The sequence below is a fragment of the Emticicia oligotrophica DSM 17448 genome, assembly GCF_000263195.1.
GTDB classification, from domain to species: Bacteria; Bacteroidota; Bacteroidia; order Cytophagales; family Spirosomataceae; genus Emticicia; species Emticicia oligotrophica.
Map to the genome: position 1 here is coordinate 3,392,713 of NC_018748.1, position 25,969 is coordinate 3,418,681.

Genomic DNA, 25,969 nt, shown 5'->3' on the forward strand with positions numbered 1-25,969 from the left:
AAAATCTCGTTTTTATAGTTTGACAACTTTTATCTTCACTGTGTCGTCTTTATCTTTAGATTTGAAAATATTTTCAAAATGATGAAGTTAAAAATTTTATTTTCTCTGCTCATATTTAGTAGTTGTGTCGAGGCATTTGCTCAAGAAGAAGACGAATATTTTAAGCCTTTGAGCAAAAGGAAAGATATGCCCAATAGTACATATAAGAATTTGGATAGAAAATATCATAGCTTGTATGTAAGCATTGAAGGAGGATTTAAATTAAATTATTCTTCGTTCAATAATACAATGAATAACCTGCTTGGAAATCAGAATAATAATGATTTCTCTTGGGGTGCTACATTAGGTTATAATTTTGATAACCGTTGGTCGGCCGAAACTGGTTACATGAAAAATCCAGTATATTTTATCCAGTCTGTTGCCTCTGGTAGAGGAGTCCCTTTTACTTACAGAATTGGTACTGCACTAGATGCTATTCCGTTGAGATTTAAGTATAGAGTTTTTATGCTTGATGCTGTTACCAAGTCAGCAGGCTTATTTATAGGTGCGGGAGTTTTACTCAATGCTAATACCAAAGAACGCTTAATCTATGAGCGAAGTTTTACGGGTGTTTCTGGTAGTAGGGTTAAACCTGACACTATTCGCCTTACCTCAGCATCGTATATAACCAAAAAACTTTCTACTTCCCTCGAAATTAATGCTGAGTTACAAGGTCGAGTTGCCAATGGGTTTTATATTAGCTTATACAGTAGAGCCTATATTGCCCCCAATGCGGGTTTACGTTCTGATTTGGTTTACTATCAGAATTCGAATAAAATTGCAGAAGCTACGCAGTCATTGAAAGGAATAAGTTATAATTTTGGGTTGTTATTGAGATTAGACCTCGCAAGAGGTTATCGCTATCAAAGTCAAGTTGAATAATTCCTAAAGGTCGATATCAAAAGCTCGACCTTCCAACGTAATAAATGAATTCTAAAGTAATCATCGTTAATCGCCATTATCCACCAAACCCCGGCATTACGGGTGAGTCGGCTTGGGATTTAGCTAAATATTTAATCGAAAAACATCAAGTTGATGTAGAAATTGTAAATATTGATGGTAGTGATGATGGAGGAGGGGCGAAGCGTGAACCGGTTGGGAATCTACACACACTTCATAGTACTTACAAAGTGAAAAACAAAATTTTGAAGCAATTAGCTAGTTTATTAGATGGGCGAATGCTTATTCAAAAAGCTAAGAGCATAGATGCAAATGCTCCAATAATTGTCATGACAAGCCCACCGCTTTTGCCTTTCTGGGCATCAATGTTGCTCCGTAGAGGTAAATGGGCACTTTGGTCGATGGATTTATTTCCTGAAGCCTTTGTAGCCATCGGAATGATTGCCGAGAAGAATCCTTTGTATCAATGGTTTTTAAGAAAAACTTACCAATTTGCTCCACAAAAACTCATTGCTTTAGGCCGAAAACAGGCTACTTTTTTAGAGAAACAGTATAAAAAAACTTTAGATACCACCATTCTTCCATGTGGTGTAATTTTTCATCAGACTTATGAATCGTTAAAACCATTTTGGCGAAATGATGATGAAAAGATTTATTTTGGATACTGCGGAAACTTGAATGATGCTCATAATGAACACTTCTTGTTAGAATTTATCAAAGCCTTAAATCCAACCAAGCATCACTTGATTTTAGCTTTATATGGAAAAAAAGCCCAAAAAATTATTGATTTTGCCCAAAATCGTTCGGGTATTACTATTGTCTCCAATGTGCCTCGCAGTCAGTTAAACTTTTTAGATGTTCACTTAGTAAGTTTAATTTCAAAATATACACATTTGATGATACCTTCAAAAGCGGTTAGTGCTGTAGCAGCTGGTGGAGCTATCTTATTTTGTGGAAGTCAGGAAAGTGATAATTGGGATATGCTACAAGATGCGGCTTGGTTGATTAGAGAAGATAAAGATTTAGGTGAACAGATAAGTGATTTTTTGAAGAATTTATCGACCGAGGATTTAGCTATTAAAAAACAAAATGCTCAAAGATTAAATACTGATTTACAACAAAATGTATTGAAAGCTTATGATGAAATTGCTGCTTTTGTAAAACAAGTTCCCTGATTTCGTGGTTAGGAAACTTGTTTTATCAGATTTCTATAAACTTCCAAATATTTTTCAATCACCACTTCTTCTGAATAATTTTCAAGTACTTTTCTACGGGCATTTTTTGATAATTCCTCTTGATTGGCTTCGAATAGTACCCAATTAATTCCTTCAGCCAAACTTTCTGCTGATTTGTATTTGGCTAAGAATCCATTTGGCTGCATTTGGCTTTCAATCATTTCTGGAATTCCACCTACTTCAAAACCAACTGCGGGTGTACCACAAGCCATCGCTTCCATGATTGTATTTGGAAGATTTTCTTGAATTGAAGAGGTAACAAAAACATCTGCCGCCGAATAAATCGAAACAATTTGGTGTACATCAGAAATTCTGCCCAAAGCGTGTGCTTTAAATGGTAATTTTTGAATGGTTTCGGCTTCGCTTTCGCCTAAAATTACTAATTCAATGTCTTTATGATTCGTATTATTGGCTTTTAAGATTTCGAGTGATTTCTGAAAATAACTAAATCCTTTCCAAATAACCGATACTTTGGCTGCTACAAAAAGTATTAATTTTTTATCAGTTGGTAAACCCAATTTCTCTCTTGATTTAATTTTCTCTTGTGGAGAAAAAAGATGAATATCCAGCGGGTTTGGAATAGCTTTCACTTCAAAATCTTTGAATAAACTACTTTTTTTAGCTCTATTACTTAACCACTGGCTACAACCTATTATCGTGATTGTATCCTTTAAGCTTGATTGAGTATTTGTCCCTAAGCCGTTCCCTGAGCGAAGTCTAAGGGAATGGCTCCCGAAAGCTTCACTTTTTCTTTGCCAAACCGTATGCGATAAATCATTTGGCGATGGGTGCTTAAGGTAAGAAGTGCAATTACCACAACTTTCTTGATAGTGTTCACAATCTCCGCTATGATGACAACCACCTGTAAAAGCCCACATATCGTGCAATGTCCAAACAATGGGTTTATTGAGAGCAAATAACTTTTCAAGTGAATGAATAGAAAGAAATCCAAAATTCACCCAATGTAAATGAATAATATCTGCCTCTTTTACAAGTGGATGTTGAGAAATATCAATTCCAGAAACTGCTGTTGAAAAAGCAAATCGTACTTCTTTATTTTTCTCAAATAATTTAAAATGTAGTCGTTCTCTCACAAAACGCTCAAAGGCTAATTTTTTTTGAATCCATGAAGTAGCCATGGCTTTGACATTCTTATTATCTCTTTTCTTTTCTTGTACCAACATTGTTGCTTCGATTCCATCTAAAGAATTGAGCGTATTAAGTAATCTGAGGCAGGCAATGGCTGCTCCACCCATAGCATCGTCGGTATTAATCAGTAAAATTTTCAAGCCTTTATGAATTTGATTTGAGAATTGAATATGAAATAAATTTACTAGAAAAATTAGGGCTTTTAATCACTTTTGGGAAAATCATAAAATCAAAATAGCTTACAAATCCCAGATTTACGTTTAGAAAATCTTAACCATTTTTAACCATAAATTCTTCATTGCACCGTTCAATTCGGGCGATACTTTGCTCCAATAAATAACAACTCCATAAAGAAGCGTGAGAGATACAGAACGATAACCCATATCCATGATTGACATTAGTTTATTTCCTTCAAGGTTAGGTAAAAGTCTGATAATCAGCCATGATGTCAAAGCTACTAGAAGCACTTTGCCTAAATCAGAAGTGAAAGGTTGCATTTTTAACTTCAATAATACCACCATATAACGAGCCAAATTATAATAAACCGTAGCAATAGCTAAGGCGAAAGCTGCTCCATTCATACCATAAATTGGTATTAAGAAATAATTGAGAGCAACCGTGATGAAAATCAAACCAATCATGATGTAAGTATCATACACATAATGTTTCGAAAGTGCCAAAATAGTACCATTGAGTCCAGTAGCTAAATCGAAAAGTTTGCCTAAACTTATGATAATAACCACCATTTTTCCTGCCGCATAAGAAGGCGGAAGGAGTTGAAAGAGATTATCAATATTCGAATAAATTCCTAAGAAAATCCAACAGCCAACAATCAATGAGGTAGTACAGCTTTTCTTGTAAATGGTATGTATATTTTGTAAATCATTTTTGGCAAAAGAATCGGCAATGAGTGGTTGTGCCGCTTTCGTAACAGCCATTAGTGCCATGCCCATTACGCTTCCAAAAAAGGAAGCGGTATTATAAATTCCAGTTTCTTTGAAAGTAGAAATACCCGCCAACATGATTTTATCAATATACAAAATTACCATTGATGAAAAACCAGTTAGAATTGTAAGAAAGGCATAAAACCAAAATTCTCGATTGAAGGCAGGAGTCATAACCGAAAAGTCTGGTTTGAGCGAAAAACCATCGAGCCGACTGGCTTTCCAAAACATCGGAACAACATAAAAGCCTACCGCCAAAACCCACAAGTATAAAAACTGCTCAAAATTCACCCATTTGAAAACCACTAAAATCAAGGCTAATAAAATCAAGAACCGCTGTAAAAACTGAGCTAGAAAAGTGCCCGTAACTGTATCGTAAAGATTCTTTGCGTAATTATCTAAGAGATTAAAAAGTAAAGTGGCCAGTGTTATCGGTAGTAATAAATAAAAATTATCGGCAAAAAGTGGTGAATGTTCTTCGTTTTTTACGATTGTATCTTTCAATAAAAATAAACCAATACTGGTTATTGCAAAACCAATCAAGCCAGTCATTAAACCTAAAAACAAATATCCTTTGTGCCCCTTTTGAGCATCTCGAAAATGTGGAAAAAACCTACTTCCTGCCGCATTAAAACCTAAAGAAGAAAGCTGTACCAAAACATACATATACGATAGTAAAACTGCCAAAAGTCCATTTTCAGCTTCAGAAATGTTGTGAGGAATCAGAAAAAACTGTGAAATAAAGCCAACTAATACCCCTCCGTATGAGAAGATAGTACCAAGAAATGCTTGTTTTTTTATTACATTCATGAATAATATTACAACTTTCAGAGTTGTTTCTTTGGGTGAAAATATACGCTTAGAAAATTCAGATTTAAACCACAATCAAAATAATTGGTTTATAATTTGCAAAGTTAATCATCAAAATAGACAATATTTGCAGTAAAATTGATTTGTTTAAATAATGCCCGTTTCGGAAGAAGTAAAAAATACAGGCTTAGTGCTTGACAAAAATAACATTTGGCGTGCTTCACACGCTGAGAAAATGTCGTATCCTGAAGAAGGAAATAACTATTGTTTTGCCGTAGAAGATAATAGTTTTTGGTTTAAACACCGCAATGATGTCATTTATACTCTAACGCAAAGATTTAGATTTACCCAAAATTTTGCTGATGTAGGAGGTGGAAATGGCTTCCAAGTGAAATTTTTAGCAGAAAAGTATCCTGATAAAGATATTTTCTTAATTGAACCTGGTTATGCGGGTTGTTTGAATGCCAAAAAAAGAGGCGTAAAAGAGGCTTACAATATCTTTTTTCAAGAATTTCCATTCGATGAAAAGAAAATTGATGCAGTTGGTCTTTTTGATGTGATTGAACATATTGAAGACGACAAGGCATTTTTAGCCTCACTTGCTCAATATTTACCTTCAGGTTCACATATTTTTATTACTGTACCCGCTCACCAATGGCTTTGGTCGGAAGTTGATGATGAAAGCGGTCACTATCGACGTTATAACCTTGCAATGTTTGAGAAACTCGCTAAAGATTGTAACCTAGAATTTACCTACGGTAGTTATATTTTTTCTTATTTACCACCAATTATGGGCATTTTGAGGGCAATCCCGTTCAGAATTTCGAAGTTGTTTGGAAAAACTCGAAAAAATACCCTTGATGCGGAATTAGATAATCATACGCCATCAAAATTAGCGACTGTAATATTTGATAAAATTCATAACTGGGAGTTGTCTCGTCTAAGAAAGTCAAAGATGTCGTTTGGGGCAAGTTGTGCGGTAGTATTAAAAACAAAGTAGGACAGGTTTGTAAACTGTTCCTACACAGAATTTAGAATATTAGTTATAAAATATAAACATTGATAGGTTAAAACCTGTCCTACAATCATTCTCGTGATTCCATTTAATAAACCATACCTTTCTGGCAACGAGCTACAATACATCGGTGAGGCCGTTCAATCGGGTAAAATCTCTGGAAATGGTGTATTTACAAAAAAATGCCAGCAGTTTTTTGAAGAAAAATACGGTTTTCGACGCTGTTTACTTACTACTTCATGCACCGATGCCCTTGAAATGGCTGCTATTTTGTGCGATATTCAGGTAGGTGATGAAGTAATTGTACCCTCTTACACATTTGTTTCTACCGCTAATGCCTTTGTTTTGCGAGGTGCAAAAATTGTTTTTGCTGATAGTTCAGAAGAAAATCCAAACCTTGACGCAACCAAATTAGCATCTTTAATTACTTCTAAAACCAAGGCTATTGTGGTTGTGCATTACGCAGGAATTGCCTGCGATATGGATGCCATAATGGCCATTGCGAAAAAGCACCAAATTTATGTAATTGAAGATGCTGCCCAGGCTATTGATTCTTTCTACAAAGGCCGAGCTTTGGGTAGTATTGGGCATTTATCTGCATTTAGTTTCCATGAAACTAAAAATATTATTTCGGGCGAAGGTGGGATGTTAGTTATCAATGATGAACGTTTCGAAAAAAGAGCCGAAATTATTTGGGAAAAGGGTACAAATCGCTCTGCTTTCTGGCGTGGAGAAGTTGATAAATACAATTGGGTCGATATTGGTTCTTCGTTTTTGCCTTCAGAAGTGGTGGCAGCTTATTTATATGCCCAATTAGAGAATCTTGAAAAAATACAAGCTCGTCGTAAGCAAATTTGGGATAATTATTTTACGGCATTCAAAGCCTTAGCCGATAAGGGTAAACTAAAATTGCCTGTTATTCCGGTCTATGCTACCAATAATGCACACATGTTTTATTTATTGACAGATTCAATTGAGCAAAGAGATGCCTTGATTACTTACTTGAAAGAAAATAAAATATACGCAGTGTTCCATTATATTTCATTACATAGTAGTCCATTTTACCAAGAGAAAGCAAGGGAAGTATCACTTCCAATGAGTGATTATTACTCCGATTGTTTGGTGCGATTGCCTTTATTTTATGAATTAAGCGAAGCCGACCAACAGTTGATTATTGAAAAGATTATTGCGTTTTATAATTGATAAATTTAAGACAAGATTCACGAAATCAGAATTTTATAACTGCTTTTTAATGCTATTTTCTGTAAATAAATCATTGATTATAAGCTTCTTTTTGCTTTTGTGCTTCTTTGCCTTTTTGATATTTTTAGGTGAAGATGCCTCAATTAGAGTGCATGATAATTTAGAAGCAAATATTGCTTGGTATAAATCGTTGGCTGATCAACATTTACTTTTGGCGAGTTCTTATACGCCCAATGAAACCGTCATGCAAGCTCCACGCATTGCTTTTGGCTCGGAGTTAAGCCTTATTGCTTGGCTTTTTGTGTGGTTTAAGCCAATCATCGCATATAATATCAATGTGGTGCTGATGAGCTTGATTGCTTTTATCGGTACTTATTTATTTACTAAAGATTCCCTCAAACTTTCCCCTAAAATAGCTCCTTTAGTTGCTTTAGCTTTTGCATTATTACCATTTTGGTTTTCAGGTGGACAAAGTGCGGCAGGTCAACCTTTGTTATTTTGGAGTTTTGATAGAATCTTGAAAAAACACCATTCTTTACTCGAATGGACGATTTTTTTACTCTTTCCATTTTACTCATCACTCATCATTGCAGGTTTATTCATGATGGTCTTGATGGTGGCTTATTTGGGGCTAAAGTTTTTGACTAATGATAAAAGGATTGCCTACAAAGAAGGAATTTTTGCTTTAGTAATACTCACAGTTGGATATGTTTTGGTAGAATATCGACTTTTCTTAGATATTCTTAAAATTGGGACTCCCACTGGGTTTACGCCCCACAGATTAGAGTTTATTCAGGGAAATTCTTTTTCTGAATCATTAAAAGCTGCTAAAAACTCCTTTTTAGGTGGACAAAATCATTTTCCTTCTATTCACACATATTTGATTTTACCAGCGGCATTTCTTTATAGTATTTATGCTTTTTTTAAACGAAAAACATTAGCTACTATACTTTTATGTTTATTAATATTAGCTGGAATTGCCTTAATTGATGGGTTTTGGACTTATGAGGGCTTTGAAACATTCAAAGATAGCATTCCCATTTTAAAAGCTATTCAACTTGACCGCTTTTATTCACTTTACCCGATACTTTGGTTTAGTATTTTTGCCTTGATTATCAGAGAAATACCTATCAAGTTTGCGTTGGTTTTAGGGGCAGCTCAGGTAATTCTGGTTTTATTCAGTAATCAAGTTTTTGGTGATTTTATTAAAAAGAACATTCATGGACGAGACTATGTTTCTTACCGAGAATTTTATGCTGAAAGCCTATTTTCAAGAGTAAAAGCTGTTCTGCAAAATGACTCTAAAACTACTCCACGTGTGGGTTTGGTTGGTTTACATCCTGCGGTCGCACAGTATAATCAAATACCAACAATTGATGGTTATGTGGTGCTTTATTCATTGGCCTATAAACATCAAATTCAAGCAATTATTCAGTCTGAACTTAATCAAAATAAATTTATCAAAGATTATTTTGAGAAATGGGGGAGTAGATGTTATTTGTTTGATAATGAGGCGATTATTTCGGGAGATGGTATTTTGAAAACCCAGAAATGTTGCACTAAAAGTTTAGATTATGATTTTGTAAAATTGAAGCAATTAAAGTGCGGCTATATCATATCGGCTGTCGAAGTTCAGAAGCCTTCGGTGCATTTAAAACTACTTTCAAAAGTAGAAGATGCTAATTGGCGTGTTTGGATTTATAAAGTGTTATAATAATAGTTATTTTACGATATTTTAAGAGACCTATAAATCGCTTTTGTATTATTTCTTTATATTCAAAGCCTATTCAACCCTAAAACTTACATGAAAAATTATACTTACACGCTGTGCATAATCATTGCAGCTACAATTGCTTATTTTTTCCCTCAATACTTTACGGAAATTAATGGTTTTCAATTGAAAGAGTTGATTATTCCACTTCTGCAAGTCATTATGTTTGGCATGGGAACAACCATGACTTACGATGATTTTATGGGAGTTATAAAAATGCCAAGAGCCGTAATAGTTGGTTTGGTTTGTCAGTTTACTATCATGCCATTTTTAGGTTTTGCCATTGCCAAAAGTTTTAATTTCCCTCCTGAAATTGCTGCGGGGATAATTTTAGTTGGATGTTCGCCGAGTGGTTTAGCTTCTAATGTGATGTCTTATATTGCTAAAGCAAATGTTGCATTATCCATCACAATTACTTCATTTGCAACGCTTCTTGCTCCAATTATGACACCTTTTTTGATGAAAGTTCTTGGCGGTCAATTTATTGAAGTAGATTTTTGGAGTATGACATTCGATATTGCCAAAATGATTATTGTTCCAGTAGGAATAGGTTTTTTAGTGACGAAATTATTAGCTGGTCGTGCAGCTTGGTTACAGCAAGTATTACCAGTTATTTCGATGGCTGGTATTGCTTTTATTATTGTTATTATAACGGCTGCTGGACAGAAATCATTGCAAACTGTTGGTATAGCCTTAGTTTTTGCCACATTGTTGCATAATTTGGGCGGGTTTATATTAGGTTATTGGGGTGCAAGGCTCTTCAGATTACCTGAGCAAGATTGCCGCACCGTAGCTATTGAAGTAGGTTTACAAAATGCAGGTTTGGCATCTGGTTTAGCCAAAGCAATGGGGAAACTCGCTACTGTGGGCATTGCACCAGCACTTTTTGGACCGATTATGAACACAAACGGCTCACTTTTGGCCAGTTTTTGGAGTACAAGAAAGCCTTCATAAGTTCAGAATTCTGATGAGGCTGCCCGTGAGGTTTAAAGTTCTGAGTCATTTTTCGATTCCCGAGTAATTTTTCAGTGACTGAGTAATCAATATCCAAGCAAATTTTTCAGTGTCTGAGTAGATTTTTTGGTGCCCGAGCGAAGCCGAGGGCACCTAAAAAATCATTTCAATTTCACCACATTACTCATAACGCTCTCATTTTGTAGGCGGTCAAGAGCAGTTACTACATAAAGATAGCTTTTCCCTTGATTGAAAGTTTTATCAGTAAAATTTAAAAGTCCCTGATTTCTTACAATCTGCAAGATGCGAGCTGGATTTTCTAGATTAATTGCTTCATTTTCTTCAAAACGATATATCACAAAAGCATAAACATCTTCAGCATCTTTGGGGGGGAGTGCTGGTAATTCCCAAGTAAGAGTGATTCCCAAATCAGCAACTTTTTTGACTTTTACATTTTGGGGGGCATTGGGAGGGGTTTTATCCTTCCAAGGCATGCTTGGCACAAGAGCGGGATAATTGTAAATATTTCTTAGAGAATCATTTACAGATAACTCATTGTTAGTTAATGATTTAGAACTAAAATAAATACTGCCACTAATTTGTGGTTTGGTGCGGTTATATCTAATCTGACGTGGAATTTGATTTGCTTTTTCCCAACCTTCATCTTTGCTTCCAGCTTTTATTCGATAGGCTCCATGACCAATGTAGAGGTGTCGGCCAAAAGAATTTTTTACCCACCAATCGGTCATTACTTTGTAAGGTACTTTATCAAATTCAAAGCTAAAATAGATTTGTGGGGCAATGTAATCTAACCAACCTTCTTTTACCCATTTACGAGTATCGGCATAAAGATTATCATAAGAAGGTTGTCCACCTTGGGTTGCTGAACCGATGGGGTCAGTAGAGGCATTTCTCCAAACTGCCGATGGACTAATGCCAAATTTTACTTTTGGCTTTTCACGTTTGATGGCCTCACTTACATTTTTCACCACCATATCTACATTGTGGCGTCGCCAATCGTCAATATTGCTAAAACCATCGTTATATTTCTTGAATGTATCTTCATCTCTTAGTTTTTGATTGGCTTCGGCATAAGGATAAAAATAATCATCGAAATGAATGCCATCCACATCATAATTGCGAACAATATTTACTACCACATCAGTGATATAATTTCGTACTTCAGGAATGCCTAAATTAAATAATTTGTATCCTCCGTAGCTTAAAAACCATTCGGGTTTCGTTTTGGTAATATGGTATTCCATCACACTTTTCGATGCCTTGTGTGTGCCTCGATTCATATTGAGCCAAGCATGAAACTCAAGTCCACGTTCGTGTGTTTCGTGTATCATAAACACCATTGGGTCATAGTAGGGGTTAGGAGCTTTGCCTTGCTCACCCATAAGCCATTCTGACCAAGGTTCTTTACTTCTGGCATAAAAAGCATCGGCAGCGGCACGTACTTGTACAAATACGGCATTCATGCCATAACTTTTTTGTTTATCGAGAATAGTACGAAATTCTTGTTGTTGAGCTTCAGAACTTAAGCCTTTTCGTGTGGGCCAATCAATATTATCGACTGTGGCAATCCATACGGCACGAAATTCTCGTTTAGGACCTGCTGGCTTTGAGACAACTTGTTGGTTAACTTTTTTACTACACCCACTTAGGAAAGCATAGATTATTAGGAAAAAAGCTGCTTTTTTGAAGTGCATCGAAATACGCTTTTGTGAAAATTTTTATTCAAAATTATAGAAAAATTTAACCAAAAGCTTAAATTTTGTTACTTTTGCTTTAAATAGTCTATTGTCTGCTAAGCAATTAATAATTTTCGAGTCATTGACTATAAACTTAAATCTGTCGTTAGTCTTTTATCGACTATCTACTAAATAATATACTGTGAAAGAATACGGAAGTAACATTCAGAAATTAACAGACTACATTGGTACTCTGCCTGACCGTGAACAACGCACAAGATATGCACATATTTTGATTGAATTGATGCGTCAGATTCACCCAAATATGCGTGAGGGAATCGACTACTCGAAGAAACTTTGGGATGACCTCTACGTAATGGCCAATTTTGATTTAGATGTTGATAGCCCGTTTCCGCCGCCACCAAAAGAAATTTTGGGTAAAAAGCCAATGACGGTACCTTATAACCAACACCAACTCAAACATCGCCTTTATGGTCGTAATCTAGAGTTATTGGTGTTGAAAGCCATGATTACACCCGAACTCGATGACCGAAAGGCGTTTATTTCTTATATGGTGCGATTAATGAAGAGTTTCTATCAAGTTTGGAATAAGGATACTATTGAAACTGCTGAATGTTTGCAACAAATTTTAGAACTTTCAGGTTTTAAATTACAGCAAGAGATTGACGAACTTCGCCGTGATGGTTTGATGGAATCTTCGCCAAGAGACGGTAGTAGCAATCGTCAGCGTTCGCAGCAAAATCAAGGTCAAAATGGGGGAGGCCACCAATTCAGAGATAATCGTGGCGATAACCGTGATAATCGTAATAATCGTAATGACCGCAACGACCGCAATAAAAACTTCGGTAATAATGGCAATTACAAAAACAACAAAAACAATAATAATCGCAGACCGAGATAATGTTTAATGAATAATGGATAATGTAAAATGAAAAATTTTACAAATACTTTAATCTAATATTCTATAAAACTACTCAACAATTGAATGGTTTGATAATGAAAACCTTCATTATTCATTCTAAATTATTCATTCTACATTTATAAAAAATGGCATCATTTAAAATAACAGGAGGACGAAAACTTAAAGGAGAAATTATTCCGCAGGGGGCGAAAAACGAAGCATTACAGATTTTGTGTGCCGTTTTAATGACCAAAGAACCTGTAACGATTCATAATATTCCAAATATCCGTGATGTAAATAAACTCATGGAATTACTTGAAGATATGGGGGTAAGCCGCAATAAAATCGGTGAAGGCTCTTATCGTTTTCAGGCTGATGCTGTAAACTTCGAGTATTTCGAAACGGCTGAATATAAAGATAAAGCGGCTTCTTTGCGTGGTTCAATCATGCTTTTAGGTCCAATGTTGGCACGTTTTGGCAAAGGAAAAGCTCCACGTCCGGGTGGCGATAAAATCGGTCGCCGTCCTTTAGATACACACTTCACTGGTTTCCAAAAACTTGGTGCTGAATTTATCTACGACCCCAACGATGCTTTCTATACAGTAGATGGCTCAAAGATGAAAGGAGCGTATGTATGGATGGATGAAATTTCGGTAACAGGTACGGCCAATGTTTTGATGGCTGCTGCCATGGCTGAAGGTACAACTACTATCTATAATGCTGCTTGTGAGCCATATCTTCAACAGTTGTGTAAGATGCTCAACCGAATGGGAGCAAAAATTACGGGTGTAGGTTCAAACTTGCTCACTATTGAAGGTGTAAGTGAATTAGGTGGTTGTGAACATACGATGCTTCCAGATATGATTGAAATTGGTAGTTTTATTGGTTTGGCTGCCATGACTCAATCGGAGATTACCATTAAAAACTGTCAGATTCCAGAACTTGGTATTATTCCCGATGTATTCAAGAAATTAGGTATTCAGATGGAATTCCGTGGAGATGATATTCATATTCCTGCTCAGAAACACTACGAAATCAGCTCATTGATTGATGGCTCGATTCTGACAATTTATGATGCTCCGTGGCCGGGCTTTACACCTGATTTGATTTCGATTATTTTGGTTACAGCTATTCAGGCTAAAGGTGCGGTGTTGATTCACCAAAAGATGTTTGAAAGTCGCCTTTTCTTTGTTGATAAATTGATTGAAATGGGTGCCCAGATTATTTTGTGCGACCCACATCGTGCCAACGTAATTGGTTTAAATCGTGAGCATAATTTACGTGGAATCAGAATGACATCGCCAGATATTCGTGCTGGGGTTTCGTTGTTGATTGCGGCACTTTCGGCCGATGGTACGAGTACAATTGATAATATCGAACAAATTGACCGTGGCTACCAAGACATCGACAAACGCTTGAATGCGATTGGTGCCGAAATTATTAGAATATAGTTTTTAATTAACGAACGCTTGTATAAGCGATAAAGATAAAAAAGGGTTGTTTCAACAACCCTTTTTTGTTTAAAGGCTAATGATTTGATTATCAGTACGAAATCAATGTATTACACACGAATAGCAAAAAAAAAGAAAATTTCTTTAGTTGAGTTTTTGTATTTTAAAAATTAAACTCTACCTTTGCAATCCCAAAGCGACACTTGCCCGGATGGCGGAATTGGTAGACGCGTTGGTCTCAAACACCAATAGGTTCACCCCTGTGCCGGTTCGACTCCGGCTCCGGGTACGCAAAAACAAAAAAATAACCGTAAAATGCTGAAAATTAGGCTTTTACGGTTTTTTTGTTGCTAAAACTTTTCAATTGTTAGTAATAATATTAGTACAAGTTATTTCAACAAGGCAGATATATAGTCTATGTAAAATATGACCTACAATGTAAAATTGATAGAATCAAATCAGGATAGAATGCAATTTCTTTGATTAAATAAGTATTGTTGTTGAAAAAATACATATATTAATTTCATTACTACTAATTTTTAATGGTTTAATGAAAGTAGATTTGTAGAAGATTAAGGAAATTACGATATTTTTTATTTATCAACCTCTAAAGGTTTCTGATAAATCAGTAAATCCATCACTCTTTGGGGTTTAGTTATTTTAAAGATTTTTTGCCATTTACTGTAGTTATTTTTACTTCTTTCCAAATTTATTTTGACCACAATTCCGAAAAGTATCACGACTAAAAATGAAAAAAATATTGTATGTACTTGTTTGCCTAACTTTACAGTTTGGCAATTTAAAAGCACAGAATGTTACTATTACACCCAATGGAATTACACCTGCTCAAACATCCGCTAGCTATCTACGCATTAGTTATGATGCAATATTAGCATTACCAAGTCCAGTAAAAGGTGATATGGCTTACGATATCACATTTGATTGTTTACGAGTATATAATGGCAAAAAATGGCTTTGTACCTACCAGAATCCTAAAAGCTATGTACCTAATAGTGCAGCCATCGCATCGGTCAGTGGCAATAGTTATGCCTATGGAAATAAATGTGCCGTAGATGCCTCAGGAAATGTATATGTAACTGGGTATTTTTCTAGAAAAGCTAATTTCGGATCAATATCTAAAACATCTGCCGGATATGAGGATATGTTCGTAGCAAAATATAATAGTGAGGGTGTAGTGCAGTGGGTACAAACTGCGGGGGGGAATGATACTGATTTTGGTTATGATATTGCCGTTGATGCTTCTGGCAATGTATATGTAACAGGGCTTTTTTGGTACACTGCTAGTTTTGGTGGATTTTCTAAAATTTCATCGGGTTTAGGTGATGCCTTTGTTGTGAAATACAATAGCGAAGGTGTAGTGCAATGGGTACAAACTGCAGGTGGCATAGCAGGCGACGTAAGTAACAGCGTTGCAGTTGATATTTCTGGAAATGTCTATATAACAGGAACATATGGAGGTACAGCTAACTTCAATGAGCGTTCTATCACGCCTGTTGGTACAAATGATATCTTTGTGGCAAAATACAATAGCAGTGGTGTAATACAGTGGGTAGTTTCGGCAGGCGGGGCATTTGATGATTATGCCAATGCTATTGCCGTTGATGCCTTGGGGAAAGTATATATAACTGGTGGTTTTTCAGGTACTGCTTATTTTGGTAGTAATGCTGAAACTACTTACGGTAATACTGATATATTTGTTGCAAAATTTGACCAGTCTAGTATGAATTGGGAATGGTCAGAAAAGGCAGGTGGCACATCAGGAGATTATGGCAGAGATATTGCCGTAGATATTTCGGGTAATATCTACATAACTGGTAGTATATGGAGTTTTTCATATTTTGGCTCCATTACTAAATCAATAATAGGATATGATGATGCTTTTGTTGCAAAATACGACAATTATGGTTCGATACAATGGGTACAAACTGCTGGGGGCACAGGAATAGATGATGGTCTAAGTATTGCTCTTGATGCCTCAGCCAATGTTTATATAACAGGTTCTTTTTTTTCTTCTGCTACTTTTAACGGTGTCACCCAAACCTCAATCGGTAACTTTGATATTTTCGTGGTAAAATATAGCAAGGACGGGGCTTTCCAATGGGTACAAAGTGGAGGAAGTACGGATGTTGATGGAGGATTGGGTATTGCTATTGACGCTTCATACAATGTTTACTTGACTGGGTACTATAGAGGTTCTGCCACTTTTGGCTTAACCACACTTACCACTACTAATGATATCCCCTCTGTGTTTTTGGTAAGGATAGAAAAGTAAATATTTAAGCAGTTTATTATAGTAAATCAGACAAGTTACAAACTTGTCCTACAACGTATTTAAAAGAAAAGCCACGTTAATTATACTTTTAACGTGGCTTCATTATTTTGACTGAAATTGATTGATGAATTGTTTTATCAAAACAAATTCTTATCAATAAACTCATTTCTAAATTTTCCTTCTGGGTCGTGTTTGGTCATTAAATCTTTAAATTCGCTAAGTTTTTCGATTCTTCCTTGTAAAACTGCTGGTTTTAAGGTAAAGATTTTTCCCCAATGTGGGCGAGGATTGAATGGAGCAAGGGCCTCTTCGATACTCGGCAAAAGTTTCGTGACTTCCTCGGTCTCTTGTTTCCATGTAAAATGAAAAGCTACGCATGTCTTCTTGTAAAATGGACTCATCATAAGCTCATCAGCTGCAATGGCACGTACCTCCGTTATGAATAAATGTGGCGAAACTTCTGCATTCAATTTTTCGATGGCCATTAGACCTTCGTAGGCGTGTTCGAATGGAATAAAAAATTCAGATTGTAATTCTTTTCCACTACTTGGTGTAAAGCCCATTTTAAAATGGGGCATTCGCTCGTACCAAGGGCCTTCTACACCCATTTGGTCGGTGCAGTTGATGGCATCAAGTGTTTCAATTGGATGAAGATTTTTAGTTTGAAGTTTCGCTCCATAAAACTCAGGTGCGATTTCTTTTAAATCTTCTGCCTTGCTTTTTATCCAAACCTCATTGATATTTTTATTTTTCCAATCAGTAAACAAACTTACACTATATCCTGCCGACATAATTGCCTCAAAATTTTTCTCTAAGGCCAGCATGGGCATATTTTGATACACAATTTGCTTCATTTTGAAGGTAGGTTGTAAATCAAGGGTCATTTTAGTTACAATTCCTAATGCTCCTAAATTCACCACCGCCCCTAAAAATTCGGCACCATCTTTTTCTTTGTTTAGGTTTATAACTTCTCCTTTTCCGTTCACAAACTCAATTCCTGAAACACTACTTGCCAAACATCCATTTTTGATACCCGAACCGTGCGTAGCTGTGGCACAAGCACCAGCCACCGAAATATGAGGCAATGACGCCAAATTATAAAGTGCAAACCCATTTTCATCGAGGTATTTACAGAGTTCCCCATATTTGATTCCAGCCTCAACAGTAACAGTTTTTTTATCTTTATCTAACGATATTATTTTGTTAAATGCTGCCGAGGAAATTTGATTTTCAGTGCTATCGGCGATTTTATTAAAGCAATGTTTGGTGCCGAGCCCACGAACCTTTTTAAGTTTTTTGATTGTATCTTGTAGTTCGGAGATATTTTTTGGTGTGTAAAGATTATCAGTGCTGTAAGTTAAATTGCCTGCCCAGTTTGTACGAGGGTCTGATTTTGGTTTTTCTTTGCAAGAAATGAGTTGAGGAAAAGCCGCTCCCGCTGCCAAAACAGAGGTGGTTTTGAGAAAGGTACGTTTGTTCATAAATTAATGGAGTAAATAGGTTTGAATAGAAAAAATTAGGTAAATGCTTAATTTTTAGGCAAATGGGTTATTATTTTAATACAACTTCTAAAAGTTCACCATCATGTTGAGGCATCACTTTACAGGTATTATCAAAATGCATAGTAGCTGTATTAGAGGCATTATATACTGGCCAATTAGGTAAACCTTTGTGATTAGGGTTGCCCGAACGAGCAAAGTTTATCCATGCTTGACTCATTTTTTCGGCAAGAATATATGCTTCTTTGGTACCTCCTGTCATTTCTTCGCAACGAGCAATATTATTAAATACAAATGGAATTTCCATGCAATGAACGGCTTTGTATTTTCCATCCATCACTGGTGATTGCCAATCAAAAAGGTATAAATAGACAGGAGCTGCCTTCAAAGCCGATTTTTCATTAGAAAACCTGATAGCACCCGGGCGATAGGTGAAGTCAAAACTCAAGTAATTTGATGGTTTTACACTTGGATAAGCCTTTTTTAGTGCCGATAAATAAGCATCAGTTTTTGCTCCATAAGTTTTCTTTACTGCCTCAATGGCTTGTTGTTCAGTTGTATTGGGATTTAATCCACCGCGAAATGGCATAAACTCATTGATGGTTGTTCCAATCAAAAGAGGTATATCTTTTGATAATTCTAATGATTGCTTGTCATAATAGTCAAAAGGAAGTACGTTACCATCAATGCTCGGCCCCCAACCAATTCCATAACCCGGAATACCAACAGGTTTCCCTTCCGCTTTCAAGCGGTCTGTTACTACTTGAATTGCTTTTTTTCCAGCATCACTTAGTTTTTGAAAAGGTACATTTTGTATCTCATCCACTTTATCGGTTGAAATATTAAGTTCTTTCAAAACTTGGGCGGCAACGGCCTGCGTAGTTGCTTTATCGAGCATTCCAGGGCGAGCGGCACCACTTTCGTTGATTGCTTTATGAAATAAACCTTTGGCAGAAGGCATACACATGAGGGTTTGCACTTTTGCTCCACCTCCCGATTGACCAAAAATTGTCACATTTGATGGGTCTCCACCAAAATTTGAAATATTATTTTTTACCCATTCTAATGCCGATACAATATCAACCATGCCAGCATTAGCTGAATTTTTATACTTTTCGCCGTAGGCTGATAAATCTAAAAATCCAAGGATATTTAATCGGTGATTGATAGAAACGACTACAACATCACCTTTTTTTGATAAATTTTCACCGTCATAAGAAGGAAGTTCTTGTGATGAACCAGTGGTGAAACCACCGCCATGAATCCAAAACATGACTGGACGTTTTTTACCATCATTTAATGCAGGTGACCAAATATTGATTCGAAGGCAGTCTTCATTCGTAAAGCCCCAATCATGGTGAAAAACAAATTCGGGTTCGTCAGAAACACTTGTAGTTGGGTCTGGTAAAGGAGCAACTGGACCATAGCTCAATGAACTTCTTGTGTTTGTCCATGATTTAGCTTTTTGTGGATATTCGAATCTCTTTGCCTCCGCATAAGGGATTCCTTTGTAGGTATATATACCATTATGAATGTAACCACGCACTTTTCCTGCTTCGGTGTTGGTAACGGCTACATTTTCACCAGTTTGCAATTGTGCGAAGCTGGTTTGTATGAAAATGGTGTAAAGTGTAATGAGAGAAAGGAAGGATTGTTTCATTGTATTGGTTGAATGATTGAGGTTTAAATGTCCATTTCTAATAATTTATAGCTCAGTGCTTTTCCATGTGTATCTATTCGAAGTGATGTTGTCACTCCACCTGCAAGGGCATCTTGGCAAACAAAAAGTAAAGAGGAGATATTAGGCATTTCATAGCGGATGATTTCTCCTTCGATAATTCCTGCAAAATGTTGTTTTACTTTTTCAACACTTACTTTTTGACAAAGCATGTCATAATCATTTTCATTATAAGGAATAAGCGAAAGGGTTGAAATATTACCTTTATCGCCAGCACGGCTATGGGCTATATCGTATAGTTTCATGATTCAAAAATTGAAATTTGTGGTAAAACTTTTTTTCTATCTACTAAAACAGATACAATACCAATTACTTCGTTGGTATACTTTCGTACACCTCCACCTCCTGCAGGCCCATTGGTGTAGAGTGCTTCTACTTCTTCTCCAATTAAAGAGGCTTCAGCTTGCGTTTGTGCTTTGGCGGCTACTCTTAATCGAACTTCGGACATTTGGGCTTCGGAAATCGGTGGCTGAGCGAAGTCGAAGCCCCGATTTCCAAATGTTGAATTTATTCCAATGTAATCAATTTTTAATTCTTCAAAATAAGGTTTTAAACGTTTTTCGATGATTTCACCTGCTAATTGGGCTCTTTCAAAGGCAGATGGACCTGCATAAGAGATTTCTCCTTCTCCCTGCCAAAAGGCTTTATAGCCAACACTAACTTTGTAGGTTGGTGGTTTTTCTTTGCCACTTCCACCACTAACTTTTACTTGATTTTTGGCTATTTCTTCTAATTTAACACTTGTAAAATCAGCAATTACATCAGGGGTAAAATATTCATAAGGATTAATTACTTCATAGAGTAATTGTTCTTTGGCTGTTTGCAAATTGATAGCTCCACCCGTTCCTTCTACCTTACTAATAATTGCTGTACCATCAGTAAAAATATCTGCAAAAGGATGCCCAAGGTTTTCCATATTTTCGACTGGTTTTTTGATAGGGTCTGCGTAATAACCGCCTGTAATATGACCTGCACATTCCATTAAATGCCCAATCACAGTCCCTTTTCCCAGTAAATCATAATCTTCAGTTGACCAACCAAATTCATGAATCATTGGTGCAAGAAAAAGCGATGGGTCAGCTACACGCCCAGTGATGATTATTTGAGCCTCAGCTTGTAATGCTTCTAAGATTCCTTCAACTCCGAGATATGCGTTTGCAGAAATTAGTGATGAGTGATGAGTGATAACTGAAGATTGTTTTTTGATTAATTCTAAGGTAAAATCTTCATTTCCAAATTTTTCAAACTCATCACTCATCACTTTCAACTCATTACCCAAATCATCTACACTGACAGCTGCCACTTTTATTGAAACGCCTTGTTTTTTTGCAATTTCAACAATTTTTTTTGCTCCCTCAATCGGATTTGCAGCACCCATATTCGTGATTAATCGAATGTTGTTTTTAACCAAATGAGGTAATAAAGTTTCGATTCTACGTTCTAAAAGTGGGTCGTAACCTTTGGTTGGGTCGGCTATTTTACGTTTATTGGCGAGGGCAATGGTTCGCTCGGCCAGACATTCTAAAACTAAAAAATCTAATTCACCTTTTTCGGCAAGTACAATGGCTGGTTCTATTCTATCACCCGAAAACCCTGCCCCGCAACCAATTCTGATTTTATTTTTCATTTTGTATAATATTTTCCCGTTTGTAGAGACGTTGCATGCAACGTCTCTACGTTGTTGGTTTTGAATTCATCATTCATTTTTATAAAATTTGTCATACTCCCAATTCAATGGGTTATTTTCAATGTAGTCATTTATTCGTTGATATTCTACGTCATTTCTTATAATATGGTCGTGAAATCTTGTTTGCCAAGCGAATATAAGACTATTTTCATCAGTTAATTTTAGGCGATTACAATGTTTAGTTACTGCGGATTTGTATGAGCGAATGATTGTTGAAACCGAATTTGATTTTGGCGAAATAGCAGACATGAATTGATTTTTCTGTGTCGCTGGTAGAGACGTTGCATGCAACGTCTCTACGGTTTCAATGATTTTATTTTCAGGTTTATCTAAAACCAAAATCCCATGTATATGATTGGGCATTACCACAAATGTACCTAATTCAATATTTTCGGTGTGATTCTTTATTTCATGCCAAAATACATCGGCCAATATGCCAATTTTTGATAATCGCATCTGACCATTTTCTATTTCTCCGAAGAAATGATCCATATTTTTTGTGCAAATGGTGATAAAATATGCTCCATTCCATCCATAATCCCACCACGAGGCACGTGCTGAGGCAATACGGTATTTATTTTTAAATTTGTCGGTGGACATTTTTTTTGTTGTTGTCTGGATTTTAATTGGTAGAGACGTTGCATGCAACGTCTCTACCAATTAAAATTAATTTTTTTTATATATGTAACGACCCTGTTAATATCGCAATAACTGTCATTACAATCGTTGTTCCCCAAGCCCATTTGAAGGTATGGCGTTGATGTTCTCCCAAATCAACTTCCGATAAACCTACCAATAAAAAAGTTGAAGCTGTTAACGGACTAATCGGAAAACCAACGGTCATTTGTCCAAGCAAGGCAGCTCGACCGATTTCGAGTTGGTCGATGCCAAATTGTGTGGCAGTTTGACTCAGAATTGGCACAACCCCAAAATAATAAGCATCAGGTGTGAACAAAATACTAGCAGGTAAACTCGTAAAGGCTGTAATGGCAGGCAACCAATTGGCATGAGTTTGAGGGATTAAGGCAACCAAGGCGTTAGCCATTTCTTCAATCATTTTAGAACCAGTCAGTATTCCAGAAAAAATCCCCGCAGCAAAAATCATACTCGAAACCATGAAAATATTCGTTCCGTGCCCTTTCATTACTTTTTGCTGGTCGGCGAGTTTTGGATAATTTACCAATAAAGCAACCATACTGGCTACTACAAATAAAACAGATGCAGGAATCCAACCTTTCATCAAAGCAACGATTAGAGAAATAGTAAGAATTGAATTGAAAATAATCAGTTTGGGTCTTCTAAGTCCTTGTTGTTCTTCGCTTAGATTTTCTTGATGATTATACTGAAAATCAATGATTCCGAGGCGATTCCGTTCTTTTTTACCAAAAATATAAGCCACAAATAATACCCATAAAATTCCCCCAATAATAGCTGGTACATTTGGATTGAAAATATGAACAGCATCAGATTTCATGACCGAAATAGCTCTTGCTGAAGTGCCCGACCAAGGAACAAGGTGCATAGGACCAACGCTTAATGCAACGATACTAGAAAGTATTAAACGATTGATTTTTAGTTGTTTATAAATGGGTAGAAACGCAGAGAGAACAATCATAAAAGTAGCGGTTCCATCGCCATCTAAATGCACAATCATGGTTAGAATAGCTGTGCCAAGAATTACCTTTAACGGGTCTCCTTTGACAGATTTTATGATTGCTGCTATCACAGGATCGAAAAGTCCTGCATCAAGCATAGTGGCAAAGTAAAGCACCGCAAACATTAATAGAATGCCCGTTGGAGCAACTTGTTTGATTCCAGTAATGGCAAATTCTCCTAATTCCTTTGGCGAAAAACCTGCGATTAAACCAAAGATTATAGGTGTAATGACCAAAGCAGTCATGACTGACATTTTCTTGGTCATTATCAAAACCAAGAAAATGAATATTGTAGCGAAACCGAAAATTGATAACATTATTTATTTTTATTTGGTAGAGACAAGGCATACCTTGTCTCTACGGGATTTTAATTTATATCATCTAAAAATCTTCCCCTGTTTCACCAGTTGGTCATACTTCTCAATATACATTTTATCCAAAGTTTCGGAGTCTTTGTATTTTACACGGAGAGCGGCTAATTTTTTATGCAATTCTTCTTTTACTTTGGCATATTTAGGGTCATTATAAACATTTTTCATTTCATTTTTATCGTTTACACGGTCATATAATTCCCATTCATCGACATCGTAATAGAAATGCACTAATTTGTATTTTTCCGTGACAATCCCATAATGACGTTTCACCATGTGAACGCTCGGGTATTCGTAATAATGGTAATAGGCAGCATCACGGAAATTTTTGCCTTGACCTTTGAAAATCGGAATCAAACTTTCTCCTTGCATATCTGATGGAGGCGTAATGCCCGCAGCTTCAAGGAAAGTTTGTGCAAAATCTAGGTTTTGAACCATTTGCGTATTTTTAGAACCTGCTTTTATCACATTTGGCCAACGTACCAAAAGCGGAGTTTTGAAGGATTCATCAAAGATAAATCGCTTATCAAACCAACCGTGTTCGCCCAAATAAAAGCCTTGGTCAGAAGTATAAACCACAATAGTGTTTTCTTCTAAATTGTTCTTTTTTAAGAAATCTAGAACTTTACCAACCCCTTCATCAACTGCCGCAATGCTTCCTAGATAATCCTGCATATATCGCTGATAACGCCATTTCATTTTATCCCTTTCAGTCATGCTTGGGTAACGTTTAATGAACTCCTCGTTCATTTTACCGTAGTATTCATCCCAAACTTTGCGTTGCTCGGCGTTCATTCTGCCCACGGTATAATTATAATTTCGTTTATCATATGAGTGAGATTCCTTGATACCGAGTTTATCCATGTTTTCAGGGAAAATTTTTGAATCTCCCGCCCAGTTCATGTGCGTTAGTAGGTTCATTTCTGCTTCTTTCGATGCTCTTCCACGGCCTTCATAATTATCAAAAAGGGTAGTTGGCTCAGGGAATGTTTTCTTCAAATATTCTTTAAAATGGCGTTCGGCTGGTAGCCATTCACGGTGAGGTGCCTTATGTAGATACGCCAAAAAGAAAGGCTTTTCTTCATCACGTTCGTTTTTCAACCAGTTTAATGTAATATCTGTAATGAGGTCGGTTACATAGCCAGTTAATTTCTTTTTCCCTTCTTTTTTTGTAATGAAATCAGGGTTGTAATAATCGCCTTGGTCTGGTAAAATCTGAAATTCATCAAATCCTTTGGGGTTATTTCCAAAATGTAGTTTCCCAAACATAGCTGTCTGATAACCATTCTTTTGTAGAATCTGTGGGAAAGTAATATTGGTCGTATCAAATGGGAAATAGTTGTCAATTTTTCCATTCAAATGGCTATGTTTTCCAGTTAAGATAACCGCTCTTGATGGGGCACAAATAGAGTTTGTTACACAAGCATTTGTGAATAACATACCTTCTTTGGCAATTCTATCAATATTTGGCGTTTGGGTAAGACGTTTATCATAGGCCGAAATTGCTTGATAAGCATGGTCGTCGGACATGATGAAAACGATGTTGGGACGCCTCATCGCATGACTTTTTGTTTTCTTGGGTTTGAATGCAAAAAAACTTAAAGAGACAATTCCAATGGCAAGGAGAGAATAGAAGATTTTTTTCATGTTGGTTGAGTTGAAATAGTTTGATTTGCCACGAATATACAAAATTCCATTGGTGGCAAAAAAGGTGTTATTTATTCTACAACTACTCCATTCTTTTTCAAAACATTATGGAAGAAAAGAACGTGGTAAGGCAATGAGTTTTCCCAATAAGGCCATGTGTGTGCACCCGGACGCTCTGTGTAATCATGTGCCACGCCTGCATAGAGTAAACGGCTATGGAGTTCACGATTAGCATCAATTAAAAAATCATCTACGCCGCAATCAATCGTGATGGGCATGCCGTTTTTCTTGATAGCATCAACCATATTTACAATAGAGTTTTTTACAAAAACTTCTTGAGAAACATCCGAAGTACCCAATAATTTCTCGAAGCGTTCTTTCAATGATTTTGTAAAATCAGCATTTACCTTAAACTTCGTGTAGTTCATATCCATTGCACCACTCATTGTCCCTGCTGCACCAAACAATTCTGGGTGACGAGTAGAAAGATACATGGCTCCGTGTCCACCCATCGAGAGACCCGTAATTACTCTACCTTTATTGCTTTTTACAGTACGATAAGTAGCATCAATTTTTTGAATAACTTCTTTTGTAATATAAGTTTCGAATTTATTATTTGGGTCAGATGGGCTATCCAAATACCAACCGAAAGTTTCACCTTCTGGCATCACAATGATTAAATTGTATTTATCAGCAAGGTTTCGTACTAAGTTTTTGTCAGGCGTCGAAGTTAGCCAATCACGAAAATGCCCACCACCACCATGTAGCAGATATAAAACAGGATAAGATGCTTGGTTTTTGGAATAAGAAGCAGGTAAAACAACCGCTGCTTTGTAGGCTTTGTTCATCACGGCACTCGGCACATCCAAGGTATCAACTGTTGATGCTTTGGCTGAAAAGGTAAAGAGAATTAGGGTGAAATAGAGAAATTTTTGCATAGTTTTTTAGAGGTTTAATTTTCCGTAGAGACGTTACATGTAACGTCTCTA

The 25,969-nt window shown here is 36.4% G+C and carries 20 protein-coding genes and 1 tRNA gene; 10 read left to right on the forward strand and 11 right to left on the reverse strand.

Annotated features, from left to right (window positions below; translation table 11 throughout):
• The first annotated feature begins 78 nt into the window (after positions 1–78).
• Positions 79–921, forward strand: a complete 843-nt coding sequence (locus tag EMTOL_RS14065; RefSeq protein ID WP_015029975.1) for a hypothetical protein — start codon at positions 79–81, stop codon at positions 919–921.
• 44 nt (positions 922–965) lie between these two features.
• Complete coding sequence (locus EMTOL_RS14070; protein WP_015029976.1) at positions 966–2,114, forward strand: glycosyltransferase family protein; 1,149 nt, start codon at positions 966–968, stop codon at positions 2,112–2,114.
• Positions 2,115–2,122: 8 nt separating this feature from the next.
• Here the strand turns inward: EMTOL_RS14070 and EMTOL_RS14075 are convergent, their stop codons facing one another.
• A complete protein-coding gene (locus EMTOL_RS14075; RefSeq protein WP_015029977.1) occupies positions 2,123–3,463 on the reverse strand; it encodes a glycosyltransferase family 4 protein in 1,341 nt (446 codons plus the stop codon).
• Positions 3,464–3,583: 120 nt separating this feature from the next.
• A complete protein-coding gene (locus EMTOL_RS14080; protein WP_041694150.1) occupies positions 3,584–5,077 on the reverse strand; it encodes a lipopolysaccharide biosynthesis protein in 1,494 nt (497 codons plus the stop codon).
• A 154-nt stretch (positions 5,078–5,231) separates the two neighbouring features.
• Here EMTOL_RS14080 and EMTOL_RS14085 point away from each other — a divergent pair, with 154 nt between their 5' ends.
• From EMTOL_RS14085 to EMTOL_RS14100, 4 genes are all read left to right on the forward strand, one after another.
• Positions 5,232–6,077 (forward strand): class I SAM-dependent methyltransferase, encoded by an 846-nt coding sequence (locus EMTOL_RS14085; protein ID WP_015029979.1) that lies wholly within the window; start codon positions 5,232–5,234, stop codon positions 6,075–6,077.
• 93 nt (positions 6,078–6,170) lie between these two features.
• A complete protein-coding gene (gene rffA / locus EMTOL_RS14090; RefSeq protein WP_015029980.1) occupies positions 6,171–7,295 on the forward strand; it encodes a dTDP-4-amino-4,6-dideoxygalactose transaminase in 1,125 nt (374 codons plus the stop codon).
• Between the two features lie 49 nt (positions 7,296–7,344).
• Positions 7,345–9,009 (forward strand): DUF6044 family protein, encoded by a 1,665-nt coding sequence (locus EMTOL_RS14095; RefSeq protein WP_015029981.1) that lies wholly within the window; start codon positions 7,345–7,347, stop codon positions 9,007–9,009.
• A 90-nt stretch (positions 9,010–9,099) separates the two neighbouring features.
• Positions 9,100–10,020, forward strand: a complete 921-nt coding sequence (locus tag EMTOL_RS14100; RefSeq protein WP_015029982.1) for a bile acid:sodium symporter family protein — start codon at positions 9,100–9,102, stop codon at positions 10,018–10,020.
• A 161-nt stretch (positions 10,021–10,181) separates the two neighbouring features.
• Here EMTOL_RS14100 and EMTOL_RS14105 read toward each other — a convergent pair whose 3' ends face one another.
• Positions 10,182–11,735, reverse strand: coding sequence for a glycoside hydrolase family 10-like protein (locus EMTOL_RS14105; RefSeq protein WP_015029983.1), 1,554 nt, complete (start codon positions 11,733–11,735; stop codon positions 10,182–10,184).
• Positions 11,736–11,919: 184 nt separating this feature from the next.
• Here EMTOL_RS14105 and EMTOL_RS14110 point away from each other — a divergent pair, with 184 nt between their 5' ends.
• From EMTOL_RS14110 to EMTOL_RS14125, 4 genes are all read left to right on the forward strand, one after another.
• Entirely contained in the window at positions 11,920–12,639 is a 720-nt protein-coding gene (locus EMTOL_RS14110) for a DUF4290 domain-containing protein (protein WP_015029984.1), read from the forward strand.
• 146 nt (positions 12,640–12,785) lie between these two features.
• Positions 12,786–14,090: a UDP-N-acetylglucosamine 1-carboxyvinyltransferase gene (murA, locus tag EMTOL_RS14115; protein WP_015029985.1), complete on the forward strand. Its 1,305-nt coding sequence runs from the start codon at positions 12,786–12,788 to the stop codon at positions 14,088–14,090.
• 205 nt (positions 14,091–14,295) lie between these two features.
• Positions 14,296–14,379: transfer RNA gene (locus EMTOL_RS14120), tRNA-Leu, on the forward strand.
• A 459-nt stretch (positions 14,380–14,838) separates the two neighbouring features.
• On the forward strand, positions 14,839–16,383 hold the full coding sequence (locus EMTOL_RS14125; protein ID WP_015029986.1) for an SBBP repeat-containing protein: 1,545 nt from the start codon (positions 14,839–14,841) through the stop codon (positions 16,381–16,383).
• Positions 16,384–16,520: 137 nt separating this feature from the next.
• Here EMTOL_RS14125 and EMTOL_RS14130 read toward each other — a convergent pair whose 3' ends face one another.
• From EMTOL_RS14130 to EMTOL_RS14165, 8 genes are all read right to left on the reverse strand, one after another.
• Positions 16,521–17,864 (reverse strand): FAD-binding protein, encoded by a 1,344-nt coding sequence (locus EMTOL_RS14130; RefSeq protein WP_015029987.1) that lies wholly within the window; start codon positions 17,862–17,864, stop codon positions 16,521–16,523.
• Positions 17,865–17,934: 70 nt separating this feature from the next.
• Positions 17,935–19,542, reverse strand: a complete 1,608-nt coding sequence (locus EMTOL_RS14135; RefSeq protein ID WP_015029988.1) for a carboxylesterase/lipase family protein — start codon at positions 19,540–19,542, stop codon at positions 17,935–17,937.
• 23 nt (positions 19,543–19,565) lie between these two features.
• Complete coding sequence (locus EMTOL_RS14140) at positions 19,566–19,865, reverse strand: AtuA-related protein (RefSeq protein ID WP_015029989.1); 300 nt, start codon at positions 19,863–19,865, stop codon at positions 19,566–19,568.
• On the reverse strand, positions 19,862–21,247 hold the full coding sequence (locus tag EMTOL_RS14145) for an acyclic terpene utilization AtuA family protein (RefSeq protein WP_015029990.1): 1,386 nt from the start codon (positions 21,245–21,247) through the stop codon (positions 19,862–19,864). Before EMTOL_RS14145 ends, EMTOL_RS14140 begins: the two co-directional genes overlap by 4 nt.
• Positions 21,248–21,316: 69 nt before the next feature.
• Complete coding sequence (locus EMTOL_RS14150; protein WP_041693585.1) at positions 21,317–21,907, reverse strand: transposase; 591 nt, start codon at positions 21,905–21,907, stop codon at positions 21,317–21,319.
• Positions 21,908–21,983: 76 nt separating this feature from the next.
• Complete coding sequence (locus EMTOL_RS14155; RefSeq protein WP_015029992.1) at positions 21,984–23,279, reverse strand: CitMHS family transporter; 1,296 nt, start codon at positions 23,277–23,279, stop codon at positions 21,984–21,986.
• Between the two features lie 60 nt (positions 23,280–23,339).
• Positions 23,340–24,980: a sulfatase family protein gene (locus EMTOL_RS14160; RefSeq protein WP_015029993.1), complete on the reverse strand. Its 1,641-nt coding sequence runs from the start codon at positions 24,978–24,980 to the stop codon at positions 23,340–23,342.
• 71 nt (positions 24,981–25,051) lie between these two features.
• Positions 25,052–25,918: an alpha/beta hydrolase gene (locus EMTOL_RS14165; RefSeq protein WP_015029994.1), complete on the reverse strand. Its 867-nt coding sequence runs from the start codon at positions 25,916–25,918 to the stop codon at positions 25,052–25,054.
• Positions 25,919–25,969: the final 51 nt, after the last annotated feature.

What these genes read in the sequence shown, in the direction of transcription:
- EMTOL_RS14065 (WP_015029975.1), top strand. Translation starts at nt 79, where the DNA reads ATGATGAAGTTAAAAATTTTATTTTCTCTGCTCATATTTAGTAGTTGT.
- EMTOL_RS14070 (WP_015029976.1), top strand. Translation starts at nt 966, where the DNA reads ATGAATTCTAAAGTAATCATCGTTAATCGCCATTATCCACCAAACCCC.
- EMTOL_RS14080 (WP_041694150.1), bottom strand. Translation starts at nt 5,077, where the DNA reads ATGAATGTAATAAAAAAACAAGCATTTCTTGGTACTATCTTCTCATAC.
- EMTOL_RS14085 (WP_015029979.1), top strand. Translation starts at nt 5,232, where the DNA reads ATGCCCGTTTCGGAAGAAGTAAAAAATACAGGCTTAGTGCTTGACAAA.
- EMTOL_RS14095 (WP_015029981.1), top strand. Translation starts at nt 7,345, where the DNA reads ATGCTATTTTCTGTAAATAAATCATTGATTATAAGCTTCTTTTTGCTT.
- EMTOL_RS14100 (WP_015029982.1), top strand. Translation starts at nt 9,100, where the DNA reads ATGAAAAATTATACTTACACGCTGTGCATAATCATTGCAGCTACAATT.
- EMTOL_RS14105 (WP_015029983.1), bottom strand. Translation starts at nt 11,735, where the DNA reads ATGCACTTCAAAAAAGCAGCTTTTTTCCTAATAATCTATGCTTTCCTA.
- murA (WP_015029985.1), top strand. Translation starts at nt 12,786, where the DNA reads ATGGCATCATTTAAAATAACAGGAGGACGAAAACTTAAAGGAGAAATT.
- EMTOL_RS14125 (WP_015029986.1), top strand. Translation starts at nt 14,839, where the DNA reads ATGAAAAAAATATTGTATGTACTTGTTTGCCTAACTTTACAGTTTGGC.
- EMTOL_RS14130 (WP_015029987.1), bottom strand. Translation starts at nt 17,864, where the DNA reads ATGAACAAACGTACCTTTCTCAAAACCACCTCTGTTTTGGCAGCGGGA.
- EMTOL_RS14135 (WP_015029988.1), bottom strand. Translation starts at nt 19,542, where the DNA reads ATGAAACAATCCTTCCTTTCTCTCATTACACTTTACACCATTTTCATA.
- EMTOL_RS14140 (WP_015029989.1), bottom strand. Translation starts at nt 19,865, where the DNA reads ATGAAACTATACGATATAGCCCATAGCCGTGCTGGCGATAAAGGTAAT.
- EMTOL_RS14145 (WP_015029990.1), bottom strand. Translation starts at nt 21,247, where the DNA reads ATGAAAAATAAAATCAGAATTGGTTGCGGGGCAGGGTTTTCGGGTGAT.
- EMTOL_RS14150 (WP_041693585.1), bottom strand. Translation starts at nt 21,907, where the DNA reads ATGTCCACCGACAAATTTAAAAATAAATACCGTATTGCCTCAGCACGT.
- EMTOL_RS14155 (WP_015029992.1), bottom strand. Translation starts at nt 23,279, where the DNA reads ATGTTATCAATTTTCGGTTTCGCTACAATATTCATTTTCTTGGTTTTG.
- EMTOL_RS14160 (WP_015029993.1), bottom strand. Translation starts at nt 24,980, where the DNA reads ATGAAAAAAATCTTCTATTCTCTCCTTGCCATTGGAATTGTCTCTTTA.
- EMTOL_RS14165 (WP_015029994.1), bottom strand. Translation starts at nt 25,918, where the DNA reads ATGCAAAAATTTCTCTATTTCACCCTAATTCTCTTTACCTTTTCAGCC.